Here is a 21526-nt window from a genome sequence, read left to right as displayed (position 1 = left end):
CAGGCTCGCTCCCGCCGCGAGGAGCAGTGCGGCGGCCCCGAAGGCGACCGAGACCCTGCCCGTGACACCCAGTTCGGCCCAGTAACGGCCGGTGACGAGCCCGGCGGCGACCAGGACGAGCACGCCGCCGACGTAGCCCAGCGCCTCGGCGACCGGCGACGGCGTTCGGCCCGTCTCCTCGCCGATCCCGGTGGGCCGCGCCCGCTCTGCGGCGAGAATGCGGTCCGCCTGCTCGCGGGTGAGCAACCCGTGCGCGACCCAACGGTCCAGCCGGACGGTCAGATCGTCACCACGGCGCCGGGGCGGCACACGTCGGATCATCGGACGGGTCCGGTCGCGCCGGGCCGCACGGGCGTAGGGAACACACGGTCCTCCTTTCGACCGGCGACGTGATCCGTTCGGGTCCGCGCGCGGACCGAGCGTACCGGGGACCGTGGTGCTCTGCCCCGCGGTGGCCGGGTTACCGTTCGATCGGCAGCGACCAATTCTGAACCACTTGTTTCGGTCCTGGACGGCCATGACCACCGAAGGTTCGATCGACTTCCACCAGTGAAAGGCCGGCAAGTGGGCGGTGCTGTTCAGCCACACCGCCGACTACACCCCGGTGTGCAGCACCGAGTTGGGCCCCACGCGACGATCAACAGCGAGTTCGAGAAGCGCGATGTCAAGACGATCGCGATGTCGGTGGACCCGGTGGAGGACCATCGGGGTTGGGCGCCGGACATCCGCGACGTCGGTGGCACCGATCTGAACTCCCCCCTCATCGCCGACCCGGACCGCCGGGCCTCCGAGCTCTACGACAAGATCCACTTGGGCGAGGGTGACACCTCGACCGTCCGGTCGGTGTTCATCATCGACCCGCAGAATACGGTGCGGCTCACGCTGACCTACCGAAGTCCGTCGGCCGCAACTTCGACGAGATCCTGCGGGTGAGCGACGCGTTGCAGCTGACCGACGCGCACCCGGTGTCCACTCCGGTGGACTGGACGCCCGGCGACCAGGTGATCGTGTCCCGCGATGGCGACCGACGAGGCCAGGCAGCGGTTCGAGCAGGTCGAGGAGGCCAAGCCCTACCTGCGCTGGGCGGCATACCCGCAGAGCTGACACCGGTCACGCCGACCGGCTACCGGGTGCGCCCGCCGGTATGCGGCCGCACCGCGGTAGTCCGGCCGGCCTCCAGCGTCTGTTGAAACCCGCTCACCCCGCGGGCCGACACGGCGACGTCCGGCTGACCTTGGCGGCGTGCGCGAGCGGGTGGATCCGCTTGCTCTGCCGGGGCATGAGTTCCTTGAGCCGCGCGGCTCAGCACCGCGGGACTCGTCCTGCTCGTCGACGCGCTCGAGCGGGATGTCGTGATCAGGTACCGGGACGGGAACGGCAGCCATCTCCGCGGAGCGGACCGCGACCTCACGGTCGCCAATCAACGGTGTGTCGCTCACGACCGCCTGGCCTCCTCCAACCTGCGGGCCTCAGCCGCCTGCTCGAACGGCGTGTCACCGTGTGGCCTGCGGTCACCCAGCTCGGCGTAGAGCTTCGCGACGCTTACCGAGTCGTGGTGGGTGACGAGGTCGGCGAGCTCCGGGGTAACCGTACCGACGATCTGCCGGAACCGTTCCTCGGCCAGCGGGCCCAGCAGGTCGTAGATCCGTACGAAAACCTGCTGGGCATGGGGCCGGTGCCAGTCCTGCGGTAGTAGCTGAGCCGGTAATCCGGGATCGATCTCCGGGAACCGGCGCCAGTCCATCCGCAGCTCGGTCCGCATCCGTAGTGCCTGCGCCGGATCGATGAGCCCAGCATCCAGGTTGCGCAACAGTGGCTCGTAGCGTTCGGCGAACGTTTGGTACTCCTTGTTGAGGCCTGCCACATCGAACGCCGATCGGGGGCAGCCCTGCTCACCGCCCCCGGGAACCTCGGCACAGCGCAACACGGTCGCGGTGTCCACTCCGAGTTCGGCCAGCATGTGGCGAGCCTGCTCGCCGCGGTCGTGCGGGCAGACCCAGAAGCCGTCGTACAGCGCGGCGAAGCTGAGCAGCCGTAGCCGGGACCGCAAGGTGGTGCGCACGCCTCGTGCCTGTTCCGGCACGGAGAAGCCGACCACCGTCCACCAGCCGTCCCATTCCGGCGCGCTCGCCCCGAAGCTCAGCATCTGGTGGGTCCGCTCGATGACCACCTCCGACGTCCTCGGCGGGATGCCGTACGCCGTGGTGCGGCCATGCCGCGAGACGACCAGCAGCCCGCGTGCGGCGAGCCTGCGCATGGCGGCCCGCGCGCCGTCGGCCGTCACGCCGAAGTCGGCGAGCAGTCGGACCAGTGCCGTCGCCGGGATGTGTTCGTCGCGCCAGTACCAGAAGTCGCCCAGCAACGAGGTCAGCAACAGCTGTGGCTCCGGGCCGCTCTGTGATCTCGGTAGCGCCCCCGTTGTCGTCATCGCTCATCCCCACCTCGTCGGTTCCGGCGGCGTTCCCGGCAAGCGTACGACGGCACGTGGCCGTTCCCCGACGCGCACCGGGACGGCGACGCCCTCCGGAACTCCGGTCTTGTCATAAGCGACACTTCATGCGACGCTCGTCCCGTTAATCGACAGCTGTTCCGCCGCGACGCGGGGCTGCAGTACGTATCCACGTCCACGCCTGGCACAGACCCAATGCAGGGAGAAGCATCGCCATGCGCCACTTACTCGGTCTTCGGTACCTACTCGCGATGACAGTCAGTCTCGGCCTGGCCATCGCAGGCTGCGGTGCGACATCCGGAGAAGAAGAAGGTGCCGGCAACGCGCCGACCGCGTCGGCTCCCGCGCTGCATGAAGCACTCCCCGACTCCATCAAGGAGTCGAAGGTGCTGACCTTCGCAGGCGACTCGCATCCGCCGTACCGGACCGTCGGCCCGGACGGCGAGACGATCACCGGGATCGACAAGGACTTTCAGAAAGCACTGGGCAAGGTGCTCGGCGTCCGAACCGAAATCGCCATCGTGGACAACCTTCCGGCCGCGTTGCAGGGCATGCTCAGCGACCGGTACGACGCGTTCAACGGCCCGGTCAAGGCCACCGTGGAACGCGAGCGTCAGTTCGACACGGTCACCTGGATGACCACCCGCACCTCCTACGTACTCCCTCGCGAGTCGGCGGCCGGGGTCGAGGATGCCGGTGACCTGTGCGGCACGAAGGTCGCCGTCACGAAGGCCAGCGTCAGCGCGGAGCAACTCGCCCACCTGTCCGACTACTGCGCCCGCAAGGGCGAGGCGAAGGTCACCCCGATCGAACTGGACGACACCAACACGACGGTGCTCGCCGTCCAGTCCGGACGTGCGCAGGCCGCAGCCACCACGCAGGCCTCCGCGATCGACATCGTGGAACAGCAGAAGGACAAGCTCACCTACGTGATCCAGACCGAGGAGCAGGGCGCGACCAAGGACAATCTCGCGTTGTTCGTCCCGAAGAAGAGCGGGCTCGGCCCGGTGATGCACAAGGCGTTCCAGAAGCTGTTCGACAGCGGGGAATACGACCGGATCATGAAGGAGTGGGGACTCACCGACGTGATGGTCGACAAGCCCCTCCTGAACGTCGCCACCAGCGAACGTTGAGCCCGCGAGGACACAGGCGGAGAGACTCATGACAACGATCACCGCGCCTCCGGCCGAGACCGAGGACATCGCGACGGCGCGGCGCCCCGTTCGCCCGTGGCGCTGGGTGGCCGGCATCGCGCTGGCAGTGCTGACCGCGCAGATCGTGTGGTTCCTCGTGCACAACGACCGCTTCGAGTGGGATGTCGTCGCGCGGTACCTGTTCGATCCCACGGTGTTGTCCGGTCTCGGCACCACCGTGATGCTCGCCGTCGTCGCCATGCTCATCGCATGCGTGGTGGGCGGACTGCTCGCGACCGCACAGGTGAGTGACTTCGTGCCGCTTCGCTGGGCGGCGACCGTCTATGTGGGAATCTTCCGGGGTATTCCGCCTCTCGTGCAGCTGCTCTTCTGGTTCAACCTGGCCTACCTGCTGCCCGAGATCTCGATCGGCATTCCCTTCGGGCCCGAGTTCTCCTCGTGGGACTCGAACGAGGTGATCACCCCGCTGACCGCCGCGATCATCGGTCTCTCACTGGTGGAGTCCGCCTACATGGGCGAGATCATCAGGGCGGGCATCCTCGGCGTCGATCACGGGCAACGGGATGCCGGACGGGCGATGGGTCTCACTCCTGCGCAGACCTTCGTCCGGGTGGTGCTCCCGCAGGCGATGCGGATGATCATTCCGCCGACCGGAAGCCAGTTCATCACCGTGCTCAAGGGGACAGCGCTGGTGTCGGTGATCGCGATGGCCGACCTGCTGCACTCGGTGCAGGTCATCTACAACCGCACCTATCAGATCATCCCGCTGCTCATCGTGGCCTGCCTGTGGTACCTCGCCGTCGTCACCGTGCTCACCGCGGGACAGCGGTGGCTCGAACGACACTTCTCCCGCGGGCACGCGCCCGCTCCCCGGAACCGCAAGCGAGTGACCACTTCGGACGGAGTATCGCATGACGCCGACAGCTGAGTCCGCGAAGCCCATCCTGCGTGTCGCGGGAGTGCGCAAGTCGTTCGACGGCGAGCGCGCGATCGCGGACGTCGGTCTCGACGTGCACGAGGGGGAAGTCGTCGTCGTACTGGGCCCGTCCGGGTCGGGGAAGTCGACGCTGATCCGCTGCATGCACCAGCTCGACGCGATCGACGGTGGAGCCGTGTATCTCGACGGTGAGCTGCTCGGCTACGAGCGGCGCCGGGGTGGGCTGCGGGCACTCGGTGAGCGCAGGGTCGCCGTCCAGCGGCGCAGGATGAGTATGGTATTCCAGCAGTTCAACCTGGTCCCGCACTTCACGGTTCTGCGCAACATCACGGAGGCGCCCCGCAGGGCGCACGGCCGCCCCCGAGCCGAGGCCGAGCGGGACGCGTTCGAACTGCTGGACCGGGTCGGCCTGCGCGAGCGGGCCCGGGACTATCCCCGGCAGCTCTCCGGCGGCCAGCAGCAGCGGGTGGCGATCGCCCGTGCCGTCGCCACCCGGCCACGCATCCTGCTGTTCGACGAACCGACGAGTGCGCTCGACCCCGAACTCGTCGGCGAGGTACTCGCGGTCATGCGCGATCTCGCGGCCGAAGGCATGACGATGATCGTGGTGACCCACGAGATGGCCTTCGCGCGGGAGGTCGCCGACCGGTGCGTGTTCATGGAGGCAGGTCGCGTCGTCGAATCCGGACCGCCGGACGAAGTGTTCATCAACCCGAGGACCGAGCGGCTGCGCTCGTTTCTGTCCCGGCACAACACAACGTCGGACCGGTCCGTTCTGGAGGCGACTTCATGATCACCGTAGCTTCGGTCGGCGATCTCATCCTGGACGAGCCGGACCCCGCGTCACTGCTGGCACCCGCTGCTGCGCTGTCGCGCGAGGCGGACGTGACGGTCGGTCACGTCGAGGTGCCGCACTCCACCGCGACCGGACAGGCCAGCACCGACGTACCCGCGCCACCCGCGGACCCCGCCGCCCTCACCGCGCTGCGGGAGGCCGGCTTCGACGTGGCCACGCTCGCGGGCAACCACATCTACGACGCGGGTGGGATCGGGGTCGTCGACACGGTACGTCATGCCCGCGAGGCGGGGCTGGTTCCGGTCGGCGCGGGGGCCGACCTCGCCGAGGCACGTGAACCCGCGATCGTCGAGCGAGGCGGTCTCCGGATCGGTGTGCTCTCGTACAACTGTGTCGGGCCACGAGAGTCCTGGGCGACGTCCGGCAAGCCGGGCTGCGCCTACGTGCACGTGCTCACCCACTACGAGCTCGATCACGCCAGCCCCGGGGGACCTCCGAAGATCTACACCTTCGCCGACCCGGACAGCCTGGAGGCGATGGCCGACGACGTGCGACGGCTGCGTGCCGACGTGGACGTCGTGCTGGTGTCGTTCCATAAGGGAATCGGACACACCCCGGCCGCTGTCGCCATGTACGAGCGGCCGGTGGCGCGTGCCGCCGTCGACGCCGGTGCCCATGCGGTGTTCAGTCACCACGCGCACATCATGCGCGGCATCGAGACCTACCGTGGCAGGCCGATCTTCCACGGCCTCGGCAACTTCGCCACGGCGACCCGGGCGCTCACTCCCAGCGACGGGGCTCCGAGCGTCGAAAGGGACGCGTGGGCGCGGCGGCGCAAGGAGCTGTTCGGCTTCGAGCCCGATCCCCGGATGCCCTACTACCCGTTCCACCCGGAGAGCCGGAACACGGCGATCGCGTGGTGCCGGTTCGACGAGAGCGGGCTTCACGAGGCCGGGTTCGTGCCGTGCCGCATCGACGATGCCGCGCGGCCCGTTCCGTGCGGCGACACCGAGGACGCACAGCGGGTGGCCGACTACATCGACCACATCACCCGGACTGCCGGTCTGAACGGCAGGTTCGCCCGTGACGGTGCGCACGTGGTGATCGACCTGAGCAGTGAAAGGACATCATGACCGACCAGCCTCTCGCCGGGCGCACCATCATCGACCTCACCACCGCGCTCGCGGGGCCCTACGCGACGCTGTTGCTGGCAGGGCTCGGCGCCACCGTGATCAAGGTCGAGAACCCGGCCACCGATGGGGAGACGGCGCGCAACAACGCCCCGTACGTGGGCAAGCAGGGGCTCTCCCTGGAAAGCAGCGAGCCGGACGACATGTCGGTGTCGATGCTGGTGCGGGGACGCAACAAGCTCAGTGTCACGCTGAACCTCAAGGATCCCCTTGCCCGGCCGGTCTTCGCTGACCTGGTGCGGGACGCGGATGCCGTTGTCGAGAACTACAGCCCCGGCGTCACCGAACGGCTCGGCGTCGACTACGCCACGGTCAGGGAGATCAACCCGAAGATCGTGTACACGTCGATCAGCGGTTTCGGCAGCCAGGGCGGCCGGGGTTCCGGCAAGGCGATGGACTCGATCATCCAGGCACTCAGCGGGGTGATGATGACCGCGGGGGAGCCCGGCGACGATCCGGTCCGGTTCGGGCTTCCGGTCGGCGACCTGACGGCGCCGCTGTTCGCGGTCATCGGCACCCTGTCCGCGCTCATGCAGGCCGACCGCACCGGCGAGGGCCAGCATGTCGACGTCTCGATGCTCGGGGCCCTCACGTCGCTGGTGGCGTGCGAGCCGTTCGAGGCGCTGGACGCCGTGGGGATCCCACAGCGGACCGGGTCGATGGTGCCCCGGCTGGCGCCGTTCGGTATCTTGCCCGCCGCCGACGGTCACGTGGCGTTGTGCGCCCCGACCGACGCCTTCGCCCACGGCACGCTGCACGCGATCGGCCGGGCCGACCTGATCGACGACGACCGCTTCGCCAGCCGTGACCAGCGGGTGCGCCATGCGGACGAGCTGCACGAGCTGGTCCGGACGTGGTGCGCGGACCGCCCCGTGGCCGAGGTCGTCGACATGCTCACCGAGCACGGTGTGCCCGCCGCCGAGGTCCGGGAGCCGAGGGAGGCGGTGCGCGACCCGCTGGTACGTGACCGTGAGGAGGTCGTGCCGGTCGCGCACCCGCGGTACGGCACGGCCACGGAGCTGACGGCGAGTGGGATGCCGATCCGCTTCTCCGCGACCAGGGCCGGGTTCGACCGGCCCGCACCGGCTCTCGGTGAGCACAACGACCACGTGTACCGAGAGCTGCTGGGCTACAGCGAGCGGCAGCTCGCCGAGCTCAGCACGAAGTCCGTGATCTGAGGGACTGTGTCGGGACGCGCTACCCGTGCCGGTGGCCACGAACCGGTGCACGGAAGGAGGAGTATGTCCACAAGTGCGCTTGCCGAGTTGACCGCGCACGCCGCCGACCGGATGGCGGCGGCCCGGCGATGGCGTGCGGCCGGACGGCAGGTCGTGGGCTATGTCGGCGCGGACACCCCCGTCGAGCTGCTGACCGCGGCCGGGATGCTGCCGGTCCGGCTGGGCGGCGCTCCGGACGGTGACAGCAGTGAAGGCGACCGTTACCTGGGACGGGGGCTCGACCCGGCCGCGCGTTCCATCCTGTCGCGGCTGCTGGCCGACGACTACGGTCACCTCGACGGGCTCGTCGTGTCCCGGGACTGCGAGGCTTCCTCCCGGCTGTTCTACGCGCTGCGCGAGCTGCGCCGGATCGAGCCGGCGGTCGGCCTGCCGCCCGTTCACCTCGTCGACGTGCTGCATCTTCCGCACCACACCACCACCCGGTACGTGCAGGCGATGCTGCGCCAGCTGCGGGGAACCCTCGAAGCCTGGGCCGGGTGCGAGATCACCGACGACGACCTCGGCGCGGCCATCGGTGCCCACGACCGCCTGCGCACCCGGCTCGCCGAGCTCGCCGAGGCCCGCCGAAGGCGGCCTGCCCGGCTGACCGGAACACGGATGCTGACGGTGCTCGCGGCCACGCAGACGCTGCCCGTCGAGCACGCGACCGAGCTGGTCGAGAAGTTGCTCGCGGACGTAACGTCGCTGCCCGAGGTGCGTGGGACTCGCACCTTCCTCACCGGCAGTGGCCACGACACCGTCGACGTGTACTCCGCGCTGGAGGCCGCGGGCCTGCTCGTGGTCGGGGAGGACCACGATTGGGGTGCTCTGCTGTTCCACCGCCAGGTGGGGGAGCCGACGTGGCTCGCGCTCGCCGAGCGCTACCAGCACAACGGACCCACGGCGCCGAGAGCATCCATCCGGGACAGGGCCGAGCACACCGCTACGGCCGCCCGAGCCTGTGCCGCCGACGTCCTGCTGTCCTATGTGCGCCTTCACGACGATGCACCACCGTGGGACTTCCCCGCGCAGCGGGCGACCACGGGGCTGCCCGCGGCACTGTTGGAACGCCAGCCGTACGGCGCGCTCACCGAGGAGGCGATGAAGACCGTCGCGATGCTGGGCAACGGGAAGGAGGTGCGACCGTGAGCGACCGGCTGGCTTCGGCTCGCGCGGCGACCGCCCACCAGCGGCAGTGGTTCGCCGACCTGCGTGCCGCCCTGTCCGACGGCGGGCACTTCGCCTTCGTCAACGCCGACGCGCCGCACGAGGTCCTGCGCACGATGGAGATTCCGTATGTCGTGAACCAGTGGTGGGCCTCCATCCTGACGGCCAAGGGACGCACCCAGGACTGCCTCGCGCTGCTGCGCGAGCAGGGGTATCCCGACTACATCGAGCAGTACAGCGCGATCGCGTTGGCGGCCCTGTTCGACCCCGACCCCGGCTCGGCACCGTGGGGCGGCCTGCCGCGCCCCTCGATCGTGATCGGCGAGACGTCCGGCGACGCGTCGCGGAAGATCTTCGACGTCTGGAGCGAGCAGCCGGATATCACGTTCTATCCGATGGAGAGCGCCGCGGCGAACGACGTGCCGGTGCGCTGGTGGGAGTTGATGCCGCGGCGGTGGGAGGAGGCTGTCGGCACCGACCGGCTGGACCTGATGGTCGACGAGCTGCGTGGCCTGATCCGGTTCCTGGAGCTGAGCACGGGGAGGCCGTTCCGGGAGACGCGATTCCGTGAGGTCATGGCGCTGGCCAACGAGCAGCAGGAGTGGAACCGGCGCAGCCGCGACCTCATCGCGCGGGCCCGTCCCTGCCCGCTGGCGGTCACCGACAGCATCCCCAGTGTGATGGTGCCGCAGTGGCACCGGGGGACGGTCTGGGCGCGGGATGCCGCACGCATGTTTCACGACGAGGTGGCCGAGCGGGTGTCGGCGGGTGCCTCGGTGTGTGAGCAGGAGCGGGCGCGGCTGATGTGGATCGGCCGGGGACTGTGGTTCGACCTCGACTTCTACCGGCGGTTCCAGGAGAGCCACGGGGCGGTGTTCGTGTGGTCGATGTATCTGGCCATCGCCGCCGACGGCTATTTGCGGTACGGTGACGATCCGCTGCGCGCGCTGGCCGCACGGTTCGCCGCTTTCTCCGACCAGCTCTACACCCCGCCGTGGTCGGCCGAATGGTACGTCAAAGAGGCCCGGTTGCACGGGGTCGACGGCGTGGTGCACCTGGTCTCGGACGATCCCCGCGGAAGCTACTTCACCACCAGTGCCCTGAAGGCGGCCGGAATCCCGGTCCTCGAACTCCACGCGGACAACGTGGACGCCAGAGGAACCGACGAAACCAGCATCACCCGTACGGTCGCCGAATGGCTCGACCACGTCGTGCTCGCCGGTGATTGAACCACCGTCGATGACCGCGGTGCTCTCCGGAGCGCTCGTGGCGCTGTTCGTCGGCTCGCTCACCAACACCATCGTCGGCATCGCCTTGCCGACCATCGCCGGGGAGCTCGGCGGGCAGGACCAGGTCGCGTGGGTCGCGAGCGCGGCCCTGCTCACGATGACCGTCTCCACCCCGCTGTGGGGCAAGGGCGCCGACCGAAGAGGGCCGAAGCCGCTGCTGCTCGCCGCGCTCGGAGTGTTCGAGGCCGGGTCGCTCGTCGCCGGTTTCGCGCCGTCGATGGGAGTCCTGATCGTGGGCCGTGGGCTGCAGGGTGCCGGTGCCGGTGGCATCCTCACGCTGACGAACACGCTCGTGGCCGAGCTGGTTCCGGCACGGGACCGCGGCCGCTACACGAGCTGGTTCGGCGTTTCGTTCGGCGTCGCGTCGGTGGCGGGTCCGCTGGTCGGCGGGTTGATCGTGGGAGTTCCGTGGCTGGGCTGGCGCTGGTGTTTCCTGGGCGTCGTGCCGCTGACCCTGCTGGCGGCCGTGCTGGTGTGGCGAGCCCCGAACCGGGTTCCGAGCGGGTCGCGCGGCCGAGTCGACTTCATGGGTGGGACCCTCTTCGCCGCGGCTGCCACCGGTCTGGTCGTGCTGCTGTCTGCGAGCGGTCGTGCCTGGCCGTGGCTCTCCACGACGACCATCGCGTTCGGATCCGGTGTGCTGGTGATCGGTGCGCTGGGGCTGCTTCGCGAACGCCGGGCGCCGGACCCCATGCTGCCGCCCCGCTTGTTCCGCAGCCCCACGTTCACCGTGGCGTGTGCGACCAGTTTCCTGCTCGGTGCCGTCATGTTCGGTGGCATCATCTACCTGCCTCAGTACCTTCAGGTTGTGCGTGGGCATGACGCCACGACGGCCGGGCTGCTCATGCTCCCGCAGATCGGGACGATGATCGTGGCGTCGATGCTGTCCGGGCGTCTGGTGGCTCGTACAGGCCGGTGGAAAGTCTTTCCCGTGGCAGGCTGCGGGCTGCTGGTGGCGGGCTTGCTCATGCTGTACCGGCTCGAACCCGACACCGCACACTGGCGACTGGCCGCCGGGATGGCACTGCTCGGCGCGGGTACCGGGCTGACCCAGCAGGTGCTCGTGCTCGTCGCGCAGAACTCCGTCGGCGCGGCCGACCTCGGCGTCGCCAGCTCGACCGCGACGTTCAGCCGCACGTTGGGCGGAGCGGTCGGCGTCGCGGCCTTCGGCGCCATGATCACCAGCCGGTTGCACGCCGACCTCCCATCCGCGCTGGCCTCGGCCGGGTTCGCGGCGGACGACGGCGCGCTGCGAACGCTGCTCGGCACGCCCGAGCGGATCGCGGCGCTGCCCGGGTCGCTCGCGGATGCGGTGCGCACCTCCTACACCGCCGGGCTCGGCTCGGTCTTTCTCGTCGCGCTGCCGCTGGCGTCGCTGGCGCTGGTGTCGGTGCTGTGCACCCGGGAAACCCCGCTCAGCACGCAACACTGAGGCGGTGCGGGGTGCATCCGGGCTACCGCTACACCTACCTGCGGTGTTGCCTGCGTGCATGCCCGTAAGCAGACTTCTTGTGCCGGCTCGGTGAGCACTCACCGTCATCCGTGCGGATCGGCAACGACTCTCCACCGCACCGGCGAAGTACGGGATGCTAGCGGCTGAGCAGCTTTCACCATCATGGTTAAGCCCATTCACATCGCCAACACCACAACCTCACGACCCGGACAACTGGTCGCCGAAGTACGGGCGGTTGAACCTCGCCGGCCGGTACGGCAGGTAGCGCCCCTTCTCCGCACCGGGCGCCGCCTCGGCGAGGCTGTTCAGCCTCTGCGGTGTCGCCATGCCCGCCCAGTGGCCCGTCCGCAACCGATGCATGATCGCCGTGATCGCGGCCTCACGCTCTCCCGTGCTGAATGTGCAGTGCCCGGCCGTACGCACGTAGGACTGCCGAAGCAGTGCGCCGTTGCCCGACGAGCGGATCACGGACTCGTAGGCCTGTTGCTGGGCGACCGTGGAGATCTGGTCGCCGATCGGGTTCACGGTCAGCACCGGAATCCGGAGGTCCCCGGTGAAGACCCCTGTCCGTTCCAGGTACTCGACCGCCTCCGGGTCCGCCGCGATCCGTGACGTGCCCGCAAGCGTGCGGAGGTCGGCGCGCAGGTCCAGTCCCGCTCGGCGGTAGAGGTCGCGTACGGCGCTTCGTTGGTGGGGTTCGGCAGCGGCCAGCTGCCGGGCGTAGTCGACGCCGGTGTTCCACGACGGGTTTCCCCCGGCGAGCTCCTCGATGGTGCGCCTGCTGCCCATCGCCTGGCCGATGTAGGGCAGGGCGCCACCGGACAGGGCGAGGTACATACCTTCCTGCAGCGCGGTAGGGTCACCGGGATCCGGCATCGGGGTCGGCGTGCCGTTCGCCGTGCGCCCCCACGACGGCAGCTGACCGATGGCCGCGGCCAGCGCGATCCGCGCCCTGCCTTCCGGGGTCGCCTGTGCCCGCGCGAGTGCCGACCGCCAGGCCTGGCGCGCACCCTCGATGTCGGCGGGAATGTCCGTCACCGGCAGGGTGGAATCGGGGAACAGCAGTGTCTTGAGTGTGAAGACGGTGTCCAGCTTCTGGTTCCACTGGCCGACGGCGCCGCCGAGCCCACCGCAGAACGGCACCGCGGCGTCGAACGACTCCGGATACTCCTGTGCGGTCAATGCCGAGATCATGCCGCCCATGGAGGAGCCGGAGGCAATGGCCCAGCGCGGTGCGCCGAACGCCGCGACGAACCGTTGGAGGGCGGCCACCTGGTTCTCGGCGGCGGCCGCGAGCCTCCATCCGGTGACGGTTCGGGTGGTGCCGCCCATCGCGAAACCGCGGTCCAACATCCTGTCGATGTACGGATCGTCGAGCTGGCGCGCGGCGAAGTCCAGGCCCACCAGCACGGCGCCGTTCCAGTCGGACGGCACCGCGAACCGGTACGGTGTCGAGTCCGCCAGAAAGCCTTCCACACAGGACGTCCTCGAGGGTATGTCGACCTGACACGACCGCTGGGCCGTCCTTTCCTGCGCCGCGATGCTCTCGGCGGACGCGGTCGCGACGCTCGTCAGGCACGTCAGTGCCGTGAGCGCGGATACCACACCGCGGATCGTCGATCTGCCCATGCGTTCCCCCTCGAATACGAAGCGTCAGAAGTTCCGGGTGGAGACGGTCCGGTTGCCGTCGGACAGTCCACAGTCCCCATCGATGAAGTACCGTCCGCGGCGGCGTTTATGATCAGGGTGAAGGACGGTCCGGTATGTCGATGAGTTACGTGGCGCCGCTGGGATGCGAGGTCATCGGCTGCCGCCGACGACGAGAAACCATGTCCACACTCCACACTGAGCGTTTCGGCACCGTGACCAACCTTCAATCGGCGTCAGTTCTGATATGAACGTCGCTCGCATGGCGAATATGAAGTTGGATACATACTGTACTCCGGTCCAAGATATGTTGGCAATGCCGCTTTACCTGCATGAATTACCCGGCAACACGTAGCAAATGAGTTGGGATGTTCCGGGAGACAACCCCGTGTACTGCCGTCATTGGCATGACGGCAGTACACGCGGCCGCCTGAGGTGCGGGTCGTCGGCGATCGTGCGCATCGCGTCGTGGTGGCTTCCGGGTCGCCGGACACCCACTCCCCATCGGTCGCTTCCCGCAGAGCTGACACCGGCCACGCCGACCGGCTACCGGGTGCGCCCACCGGTATGGGGCGGCACCGCGGTAGTCCGGCCGGCCGGCCGGACGGCGCGAACCCTTGGGTGGACGTGACTGTCCCCTCCTGACAGCTCCTCACGCGCGGCCGGCTGACCCTCCGTGTCGGACGTCTGGCCCGCCCGGCGGCGGCTCGTCTGTCGGAGCAGGGCGAGAGCCTCCTCGGAGGGGGAACCGGTGGGGGTCGTGCAGACGATCAGCACCTGCTCCGGTGAGCGGGCGATCGACAGGGTCTGCTGTGTCACGGTCACCGCGCCGACGACGGGATGGTGCAGGTCGTAGGACGCCGCGTCGCAGGGTGCCACGCGGTGGTCACCCCAGAGTGCGACGAACTCCGGGCTCCTCATCGTCAGTTCACCGATCAGCTCCGCGAGCAGTGGGTCCTGCGGGTGCCTGCCGACGGTGCTCCGCAGGTTGCCGACCACCGCACGGGCCTTGCGCTCCCAGTCGGTGTACAGCTCCCGGCAGTGTGGGTCCAGAAACAGCATCCGGCTCAGGTTCGGCCGCCCCGCCGGGTCGTCCGGACTGTGGAAGTCGAGGTGGCCGGCCAGCAGGGCGTGCCCGAGGGTGTTCCACGCCAGCACGTCCGTGCGCCGGCCGAGCACCAGCGCCGGAACGCCGTCCACGGCGCGCAGGAGGTCCCGTGTCTCGTCGGCGAGCTTCTCGGGCCCGGGACGGCGCGGGCGGGGAGTGCGGCGGGCGGTCCCGGCGAGCCGGTCGAGGTGCTCGCGCTCGTGATCGTCGAGCCGCAGTGCGCGGGCGATCGCCTCCAGCACCTCGGGCGAGGCCCCGCGGGAGAGCCCCTGCTCCAACCGCGTGTAGTACGACACGCTGACGCCCGCCAGTTGGGCCAGTTCCTCGCGCCGGAGCCCGGCCACCCGCCTGCGGGACCCGAGGTCGCGCAGACCGACGTCCTCCGGGCGCAACAGCGCCCGTCTGGCCTGCAGGAAATCGCCGAGTGGGCCGGGTCCGTCCATGGCCGTCAGTATCCGGGGCACGACCCGGTCCCAGCCACACCCTGCGAGGGGTACGACCACGCGGGAGTGGTTCGTGCGCGCCCGTGTGTCCAGGCTCGGTCTCATCCGGCCACAAGCCCCGAACCGAGGACGGACCACATGGAGCACAATCCCGAGCAGATCATCCTGGGCGAGGTCACCGTCACCCGCGTCACGGAGTTCTACGGCACGGTCGAGCTGACCCCGGGCGAGTTCTTCCCGGACAGCCCGGCCGGCTCGTGGGACGAGCACCGCGACTGGCTGGCACCCGACTTCTGGAACCCGGAGACCAACGAGTGCCACTCGGCGATCCAGTCCTGGCTGCTGCGCAGCGAAGGACGCACGATCCTCGTCGACACCGGCGTGGGCAACCACAAGGACCGGCCCTACGCCCGGGTGTGGAATCGCCGGGACACCGACTACCTCGACAACCTCGCCGCCGCCGGGGTGCGGCCCGAGGACGTCGACCTCGTGGTGAACACCCATCTGCACGTCGACCACGTCGGCTGGAACACCCGCCTCGACGGCCGCGTCTGGGTGCCGACCTTCCCGAACGCCACGTACCTGATGACGCGGCAGGACTTCGAGTTCTGGGACCCGGCCAACGAGCACAGGTCCGTGCTGGGCCGCGGGAACCAGAACGTCTTCGAGGACAGCGTCACGCCGGTCCACCGGGCCGGGCTGACCCGGCTGTGGGAGGAGTCGTTCCGGATCGACAGGAACCTGCGGCTCGACCTCGCTCCCGGGCACACCCCCGGTTCGTCCGTGCTCGCCCTGGAGTCCGGCGGCGACCGGGCCCTGTTCGTCGGGGACCTGGTGCACACCCCGCTGCAGATCACGGAGCCGGGGACCAACTCCTGCTTCTGCGAGGACCCGGCCGAGTCCCGGGCCACCCGCCACAGACTGCTCGGCCACGCCGCCGAGGACAACGCGCTCGTCTTCCCCGCGCACTTCGGCGGCCGGGGCGCCGCGGAGGTCGAGCGCACCGGGTCGAGGTTCGCGATCAAGGAGTGGGCGGCCTTCTCCCGCCTCTCCTGATACTCACGAAAGGAAGCGTTTCCCATGACCGAATATGCGGACCCGGTCGTCGAGACCTCGGCGGGCACCGTGCGCGGCGTTCGCGACGACGCCGGCGAGCTCTACCGTGCCCTCCCTTACGCGGCAGCACCGGTCGGCGCCCGTCGTTTCGCCCCGCCCGCGCCGCATCCGGGCTGGTCCGGCGTCCGGGACGGCACGCGACCCTCGCCCACAGCTCCCCAACCGGTCCGCGACTTCGGCAGGCTCGACATGACCCCCTACTTCGGGCCGGGCTGGGTCCGGGGCGCGGAGTACCTGACCGTCGACGTCCGCACGCCTGCCGGCGACGGCGGCAAGCGACCCGTCCTGGTCTTCGTGCACGGCGGCGGATTCGTCACCGGCTCGACCCGCGCCGCGCTCTACGACGGCAGCGCGTTCGCCCGCGACGGCGTCGTCCTCGTGACGGTGAACTACCGCCTCGGCATCCCCGGTTTCCTCGACCTGGCGGGCGCTCCGCCCAACCGAGGGCTGCTCGACGTGCTCGCCGCGCTCGGCTGGGTGCGCACCACGATCGCGGCGTTCGGCGGCGACCCGGACAACGTCACGATCGTCGGCCAGTCCGCGGGCGCCACACTCGTCGCAGCGCTCCTCGCGACACCGGAGGCGAAGGGCCTGTTCCGTCGGGCGATCATCCAGAGCGGCAGCGGCACCGGCGCCTTCACCCCGGAACAGGCGCACCGGGTCACCGCCACGGCGGCCGCCACGCTGGGCGTCGAACCGACCGCCGGAGCATTCGCCGCGATCCCGGACGAGCGCTTCCTGAAGATCCTGCCCGCACTGGCCGGACTCGACCTGCGCACCAGCACCGCCACAGACCCGCTGGCCGGCCTCAGCCCGTTCAGCTTGGTCCTCGCGACCCAGCCCGCCGACGGGCTCACCGCCGGCCCGGCCTCCGAGGTCGACCTGCTGATCGGCACCAACACCGACGAAGGACGTCTGTACCTCGTGCCGCAGGGCGATCTGGAGTCCTCCACGGAGGTGGACGTGCTCGCCCTCGCCGCCAGGGTGTCCACGGACCCGGAGACCGAGGTCGCCGCGCACCGCGCGGCACTGCCGGACGCGACACCCGGGGAGCTGCGCTCCGCGGTGCTCGGGGAGGCCCTGTTCGGGGCCGGCACGGCCCGCATGGCACGAGCTCACGCACGAATCTCGGGCGGCCGCACACACGTCTACTCGTTCGGGTATCGCTCGACGGCCCTGAACGGGCGACTCGGTGCCACCCACACCGTCGAACTGCCCTTCGTCTTCGACCTCGCCGACAAGCCTTGGCTGCACGGCGACACAGGTCTGCTCGGCCCCGACCCCGCCCCGGACGGCCTCGCGGACCGGATGCACACCGCCTGGGTGGCGTTCGCCGGCACCGGCGACCCGGGCTGGCCCGCGTACGATCCGCGACACCCCGTGGCAGAGATCTTCGGAAGCTGAGTCTCCCCACCCGACGCGGATCGGCCCGGAGGATCACCAGGCGTCGTACGACACGATCACTCGGTGGCCGCACCCATTTCCCGGCCCGCTGGCCGGTCAAGCTCACAACTCTGGCCGGGGTAGTAGGCTAGACCGGTAGGCCGACGTGATGCCCAGTCGCCGCACCAGGACGCCGGCGGCCACGGCGGCGAGCACGCAGAAACCGGCGAGGACTCCGATACTGCCGACCACCCCCGTGGCCGATTGCACGGTCTCTCCGGCGACGACCGTGTCGGTGGCGGAGAGCACCGCCGAGATCACGAACGTCATGACCACGGAACTGATCGCCATCATGACCATCACCAGACTGGACATGACGGCCTGCTGTTCTTCGCGCGCATGGATCGCCACCATGTTGAACCCGGATGTCATGAGCGCTCCCGCCGAGAGAGCCATCAGGAAGGAGAAGAAGAGCGCGGCGGAGAAGTTGCTCGCCCCCAGAAACATGCCGATCGTACCCACCGTGCCGATCGCCGCGCCGGCGGCCAGAGTCGCGGGCGGTCCGACGCGAGTGGCGATCCATCCGGCCAGCGGCCCCGCGAGCAGCATTCCGACCCCCGGCAGGGCGAACAGCAGGCCGACGGTCCCTGTCGGGCCGGCGATCCCGTAGCCGAGCTGCTCGTCCGGCGAGGCGTGCGCGACGATGCTGATGATCGGGTCGATCGCGCGGACCGCCCCGGTTCCGAGGACGAGCACGAGGAGGGTGAGCACCAGCGGCGGGTTCAGGTTCCGGATGTCGATCACCGGTTCGGGCTTGCGGCTCGAGACCAGGAACCACCGGGCGAGTGCCGCGACGCCGCCGCCGAGAGCGAGGAGTGGTCCCCCGGCGAGCCAGCCGAACTCCGGCCCGAGACTGATGTAGCTGAGTACCGCTGCCAGACCTCCACCGAGCAGAACGGCTCCGGTGACGTCGACGGTGCCCGGTGTCCTGTTCGTGGACCTGGGGATGAGGGCTCGCACGCCGATCACCGCGATGACCGCGATCAGCGCCGCGGCGACGAACACGACCGGGTAGCCGAACTCCGCGGCCAGCATTTCGTAGAGGAACGGCGTGGCCATACCGAGAATTCCGGCTCCGGTCCCCACGATGCCGACGAGGGGCATCGCGATACGGGGCGCGCAGAGATCGCGGACGATGGCCATCGAGAGGAACATCGCTGCCACCGCGGCTCCCTGCATCAGGCGTCCGAGGACGAACACCCGGATGTCGGGGGCCACAAGGCACACGAGGGAGCCTACGCAGGCGATGAGCAGCGAGATCACGAGCATTCTGCGTTTGCCGTGGATGTCGGCGCACTTGCCGATGAGGGGCGCCCACATCGCTCCCGCCAGCATCGCGCTGGAGGTCAGCCACGCTGCCTGGTCGGTGCCGAAGTGCTCGAGCATCTGGGGTAGGACCTGGGTCGGCGCCAGGATGACCGTGTCGGCCAGGGCGTTGACCACGATCAGTGCGCCCAGCTGGCTGAGGAGGCGGGCGCTCCAGCGGGTGTGTTTGCCGGCGTCCGGTGATCCGGGCGGACTGTCGTCGATACTGTTGGTGTACATGAAGTACTCATGGCCCTTTCTGGAATCGTCACAGAGGCACGACCGCGGTTTTTCCGCCGTCCACGGTCAGCGTCACACCGTTGATGTAGGACGCCTCGGGTGACACGAGGAACCGCACGGCGTTCGCGACGTCTTCGGGGTTTCCGCCACGTCCGGCAGGCAGCGAGGCGAGGTAGGTCCCGTACAGGTCGCGGATGCCCTCGTTCGCCGGGGTGAGAATGAAGCCGGGATCGACGGAGTTCACCCGCACCCCGCGGGGGCCGTATTCCGCCGTCCACGACTTGGTCATCATGGACAGCGCCGCCTTCGAGGCCTGGAAGGCGGACGTGCCGGAAGCGGCCATCGAGGTGCTCAGGCTCCCCACGTTGACGACAGCCCCGCGACCGCGCTCGGCCATCGCCGGGGCGAAGGCGCCGGTCAGGAGGAACGGTGCCTTCGCGTGGAGATTGAAGGCCGCGTCGTAGGCCTCCTCGGGGGTGGACTCGGTCGGCGCGAAACTACCGCCCCCGGCGTTGTGCACCAGGACGTCGAGCGGGCCGTCGATGGCGTCGTGGATCCGGGTGACCAGACCGCGCACCGCGGCGGGATCGCCGAGGTCGGCAACCAGATCGACCGCGCGGCCGCCTGCGGCTTCGAGGGACCGACGCGTCTCGGCGGCCCGGTCCCGGTCGCGCCCCGTGACGATGACCGAGTACCCGTCCTGAGCCAGGCCGACCGCCGTCGCGTGGCCGATCCCGCTCGTCGAACCGGTCACCAGTGCCCACGAAGGGTGTGGTGCGGAGGTCTCCGGGTGGCTGTGTTCGCTCATTGCTGCGTTCCTCTCCGTTTCCTACCGGGACGATCACACGGGCGTGATCGTGTTCGTCCTGCTCCGCACACCTTCCGGGCCCGGAGTTGTCGTGGTTCAGTTCCCTTCCGAGGTCCGGGCACGAGCCGTCGCCAGCCTCCGCTCGCGCGCTGTGCACGCGAGGCGCAGGACCACCGAACGCACCGCCTCGACCGGGCGGCTCGACGGCACGAACATCTGCTGTTTCAGTCGTGCGAGGCGCTGGTGTTTCGTGATGAACGGGCGCAACCGCGACTCCCAGACGGTCAGTGCGGCGTCGGAATCGTCCGGGTACTCCAGCAGTGCCCTGCCGAGCTCGGAGCCACCGCGGAGGGCGGCCGTGGCTCCCATTCCCGAGTAGAGGTTCGGACACCACGCCGCGTCGCCCGACAGGGCGACTCGTCCGCTGCTCCAGCGGGGCATCTTCACCTGGTGCACCGAGTCGAACAGGAATTCCGGTGTCTGTTCCAGGGCAGTCAGGGTGTGCCGCACCGCCGGGTCGTCCATCCCGGAGAACACCGTGCGCAGGCGCTGGATCGTGGATCCGGCGAGTTGCCTCCGCGTGTCGTCGGTACGGTAGGTCAGCAGGACGGTGGGCGGCCGGTCGGCGAACCCGAACACCCACACCGCACGGCCCGCGCGGGCACTGATGATGCTGTCCGTCGCGGCGAAGGACGGCACCTGTTCCCGGAGTGGGAACACGCAGATCATCGCGTCCCACGTCGTCATGTAATCCTCGTGCGGGCCGAAGACCGTGCGGCGCACGCGCGATCGCAACCCGTCGGCGCCGACGACCAGGTCGAAGCTTTCGCGGTACTGCGCGCCGGTACCGACGTCCGCCAACAACACCCGCACGTCGCTGCCGGTGTCGTCGATCTCGACGGGTGTCGTCGCGAACCGCACGTCGACGGGCTCGCCCGTCGCCTCCCCACCGATGCCCCGCCAGAGAGCGGCTTCGATGTCGCCGCGGACCACTGCCGCGGGATCGCCCGGCTGGTGCAGGAATCCCACGCCCGGCTCACGATCTCCACGCCGGGTCAGCGACCACGCCTTCCCACCGTCAGGCGGGTTGCGAGTGTGGAGATGATCGGCGATACCGAGGTCGACGGCCGCCTGCCTTCCCTCCGCCATCAGGCCGACGAAGTAACCATCCGTTCGGCGCTCCGGGGCCCGTTCGATGATCACCGGTGTCCAGCCGGCCTGCCGCAGCCCGATCGCCGCCGACATGCCCGCGATCCCCAGCCCGACGACCAACGCGCGCTTCCGCACGGTGCTACCCTCTTTCCCCTCGGATCCGGTCCGGTCAGTCCGGGACGACGACAGCGCGGGACCGTCCCTGGTGCGCCCAGGCCTCGCCGACGCGGCTGAGCGGGTAGCGGGTGTAGGGCGCGTCGAAGGTGCCGTCGGCGAACCGGGCGAGGATCTCGGGAATCTCGGCGATCATCCGCGCCTTCGGTACCGAGCCCGCGCCGCTACCGCTGATCCTGATCCGCCGGCTGCGCAGCAGCGCCGCGGGCAGCGCCGCCCCGGTACCGGCGAGCGAGCCGATCTGCACGTAGTCGATGGCCGCGCTGTCGTCGTCCGTGCCCGGCCGTTCCAGCGCGGCGAAGGCGGCCTCGGCGACGGGCCCCCACACGAAGTCGAGCACGAGAGTGGGTCGCGCCTCGGCGACGGTCGCGCCGAGGGCGACCGTCCAGGTATCGGGGGCGGCGGCCGCGAGGGCGACGGTGACCGCGATACCTGGAC

19 protein-coding genes and 1 pseudogene are annotated in these 21526 nt (G+C 69.7%); 12 read left to right on the top strand and 8 right to left on the bottom strand.

Going from position 1 to position 21526, the window contains the following annotated elements:
* On the bottom strand, nt 1–321 hold a 321-nt coding region (locus tag SACHA_RS25530; RefSeq protein WP_028663188.1), incomplete at its 3' end, for a DUF2157 domain-containing protein.
* 285 nt (nt 322–606) lie between these two features.
* Between SACHA_RS25530 and SACHA_RS26710 the strand changes: the two genes are divergently transcribed.
* Nucleotides 607–933 carry a redoxin domain-containing protein gene (locus tag SACHA_RS26710; RefSeq protein WP_232211889.1) on the top strand — a complete coding sequence of 109 codons (327 nt, stop codon included), beginning with the start codon at nt 607–609 and terminating at the stop codon, nt 931–933.
* Complete coding sequence (locus SACHA_RS26705; RefSeq protein WP_332253629.1) at nt 930–1190, top strand: hypothetical protein; 261 nt, start codon at nt 930–932, stop codon at nt 1188–1190. Before SACHA_RS26710 ends, SACHA_RS26705 begins: the two co-directional genes overlap by 4 nt.
* 245 nt (nt 1191–1435) lie before the next feature.
* On the opposite strand, the gene SACHA_RS0114140 is transcribed toward SACHA_RS26705, so the two are convergent.
* Nucleotides 1436–2428 (bottom strand): PaaX family transcriptional regulator, encoded by a 993-nt coding sequence (locus tag SACHA_RS0114140; protein ID WP_028663187.1) that lies wholly within the window; start codon nt 2426–2428, stop codon nt 1436–1438.
* A 272-nt stretch (nt 2429–2700) separates the two neighbouring features.
* Between SACHA_RS0114140 and SACHA_RS0114135 the strand changes: the two genes are divergently transcribed.
* The 8 genes from SACHA_RS0114135 to SACHA_RS0114100 all read left to right on the top strand — a co-directional run bounded on the left by SACHA_RS0114135 (nt 2701) and on the right by SACHA_RS0114100 (nt 11631).
* Nucleotides 2701–3582: a transporter substrate-binding domain-containing protein gene (locus tag SACHA_RS0114135; RefSeq protein ID WP_232211888.1), complete on the top strand. Its 882-nt coding sequence runs from the start codon at nt 2701–2703 to the stop codon at nt 3580–3582.
* A 28-nt stretch (nt 3583–3610) separates the two neighbouring features.
* Nucleotides 3611–4531 (top strand): amino acid ABC transporter permease, encoded by a 921-nt coding sequence (locus SACHA_RS0114130; protein ID WP_019810837.1) that lies wholly within the window; start codon nt 3611–3613, stop codon nt 4529–4531.
* Nucleotides 4515–5333, top strand: a complete 819-nt coding sequence (locus SACHA_RS0114125) for an amino acid ABC transporter ATP-binding protein (protein ID WP_019810836.1) — start codon at nt 4515–4517, stop codon at nt 5331–5333. The genes SACHA_RS0114130 and SACHA_RS0114125 overlap by 17 nt, the downstream gene beginning before the upstream one ends.
* On the top strand, nt 5330–6469 hold the full coding sequence (locus SACHA_RS0114120) for a CapA family protein (RefSeq protein ID WP_019810835.1): 1140 nt from the start codon (nt 5330–5332) through the stop codon (nt 6467–6469). The genes SACHA_RS0114125 and SACHA_RS0114120 overlap by 4 nt, the downstream gene beginning before the upstream one ends.
* Nucleotides 6466–7704: a CaiB/BaiF CoA transferase family protein gene (locus SACHA_RS0114115; protein ID WP_019810834.1), complete on the top strand. Its 1239-nt coding sequence runs from the start codon at nt 6466–6468 to the stop codon at nt 7702–7704. The genes SACHA_RS0114120 and SACHA_RS0114115 overlap by 4 nt, the downstream gene beginning before the upstream one ends.
* A gap of 63 nt (nt 7705–7767) precedes the next feature.
* Entirely contained in the window at nt 7768–8892 is a 1125-nt protein-coding gene (locus tag SACHA_RS0114110) for a 2-hydroxyacyl-CoA dehydratase family protein (protein ID WP_039739096.1), read from the top strand.
* Nucleotides 8889–10139: a 2-hydroxyacyl-CoA dehydratase family protein gene (locus tag SACHA_RS0114105; RefSeq protein WP_019810832.1), complete on the top strand. Its 1251-nt coding sequence runs from the start codon at nt 8889–8891 to the stop codon at nt 10137–10139. Before SACHA_RS0114110 ends, SACHA_RS0114105 begins: the two co-directional genes overlap by 4 nt.
* Complete coding sequence (locus SACHA_RS0114100) at nt 10132–11631, top strand: MDR family MFS transporter (protein ID WP_232211887.1); 1500 nt, start codon at nt 10132–10134, stop codon at nt 11629–11631. The genes SACHA_RS0114105 and SACHA_RS0114100 overlap by 8 nt, the downstream gene beginning before the upstream one ends.
* A gap of 219 nt (nt 11632–11850) precedes the next feature.
* Here SACHA_RS0114100 and SACHA_RS0114095 read toward each other — a convergent pair whose 3' ends face one another.
* Entirely contained in the window at nt 11851–13128 is a 1278-nt protein-coding gene (locus SACHA_RS0114095) for a DUF6351 family protein (protein ID WP_019810830.1), read from the bottom strand.
* Nucleotides 13129–13845: 717 nt separating this feature from the next.
* Nucleotides 13846–14850: a helix-turn-helix transcriptional regulator gene (locus SACHA_RS22185; protein WP_019810829.1), complete on the bottom strand. Its 1005-nt coding sequence runs from the start codon at nt 14848–14850 to the stop codon at nt 13846–13848.
* A 138-nt stretch (nt 14851–14988) separates the two neighbouring features.
* Here SACHA_RS22185 and SACHA_RS0114085 point away from each other — a divergent pair, with 138 nt between their 5' ends.
* Nucleotides 14989–15906 carry an MBL fold metallo-hydrolase gene (locus SACHA_RS0114085; RefSeq protein ID WP_019810828.1) on the top strand — a complete coding sequence of 306 codons (918 nt, stop codon included), beginning with the start codon at nt 14989–14991 and terminating at the stop codon, nt 15904–15906.
* A gap of 24 nt (nt 15907–15930) precedes the next feature.
* Nucleotides 15931–17370: a carboxylesterase/lipase family protein gene (locus SACHA_RS0114080; RefSeq protein ID WP_019810827.1), complete on the top strand. Its 1440-nt coding sequence runs from the start codon at nt 15931–15933 to the stop codon at nt 17368–17370.
* Nucleotides 17371–17472: 102 nt separating this feature from the next.
* On the opposite strand, the gene SACHA_RS0114075 is transcribed toward SACHA_RS0114080, so the two are convergent.
* From SACHA_RS0114075 to SACHA_RS25525, 4 genes and pseudogenes are all read right to left on the bottom strand, one after another.
* Nucleotides 17473–18954: an MFS transporter gene (locus SACHA_RS0114075; RefSeq protein ID WP_019810826.1), complete on the bottom strand. Its 1482-nt coding sequence runs from the start codon at nt 18952–18954 to the stop codon at nt 17473–17475.
* Nucleotides 18955–18982: 28 nt separating this feature from the next.
* The gene (locus SACHA_RS0114070) at nt 18983–19762 is read right to left on the bottom strand and encodes an SDR family NAD(P)-dependent oxidoreductase (RefSeq protein WP_019810825.1); all 780 of its coding nucleotides are present in this window, start codon (nt 19760–19762) and stop codon (nt 18983–18985) included.
* A gap of 96 nt (nt 19763–19858) precedes the next feature.
* Complete coding sequence (locus tag SACHA_RS0114065; RefSeq protein WP_019810824.1) at nt 19859–21049, bottom strand: FAD-dependent monooxygenase; 1191 nt, start codon at nt 21047–21049, stop codon at nt 19859–19861.
* A gap of 34 nt (nt 21050–21083) precedes the next feature.
* A pseudogene (locus SACHA_RS25525) lies at nt 21084–21526 on the bottom strand (hypothetical protein); the annotation flags it as partial.

Origin of the sequence: Saccharomonospora halophila 8, from assembly GCF_000383775.1 — a bacterium.
GTDB lineage: Bacteria > Actinomycetota > Actinomycetes > Mycobacteriales > Pseudonocardiaceae > Saccharomonospora > Saccharomonospora halophila.
The sequence above is the reverse complement of the archived record's forward strand: the minus strand, read 5'-3'. Positions and strand labels throughout refer to the sequence as shown.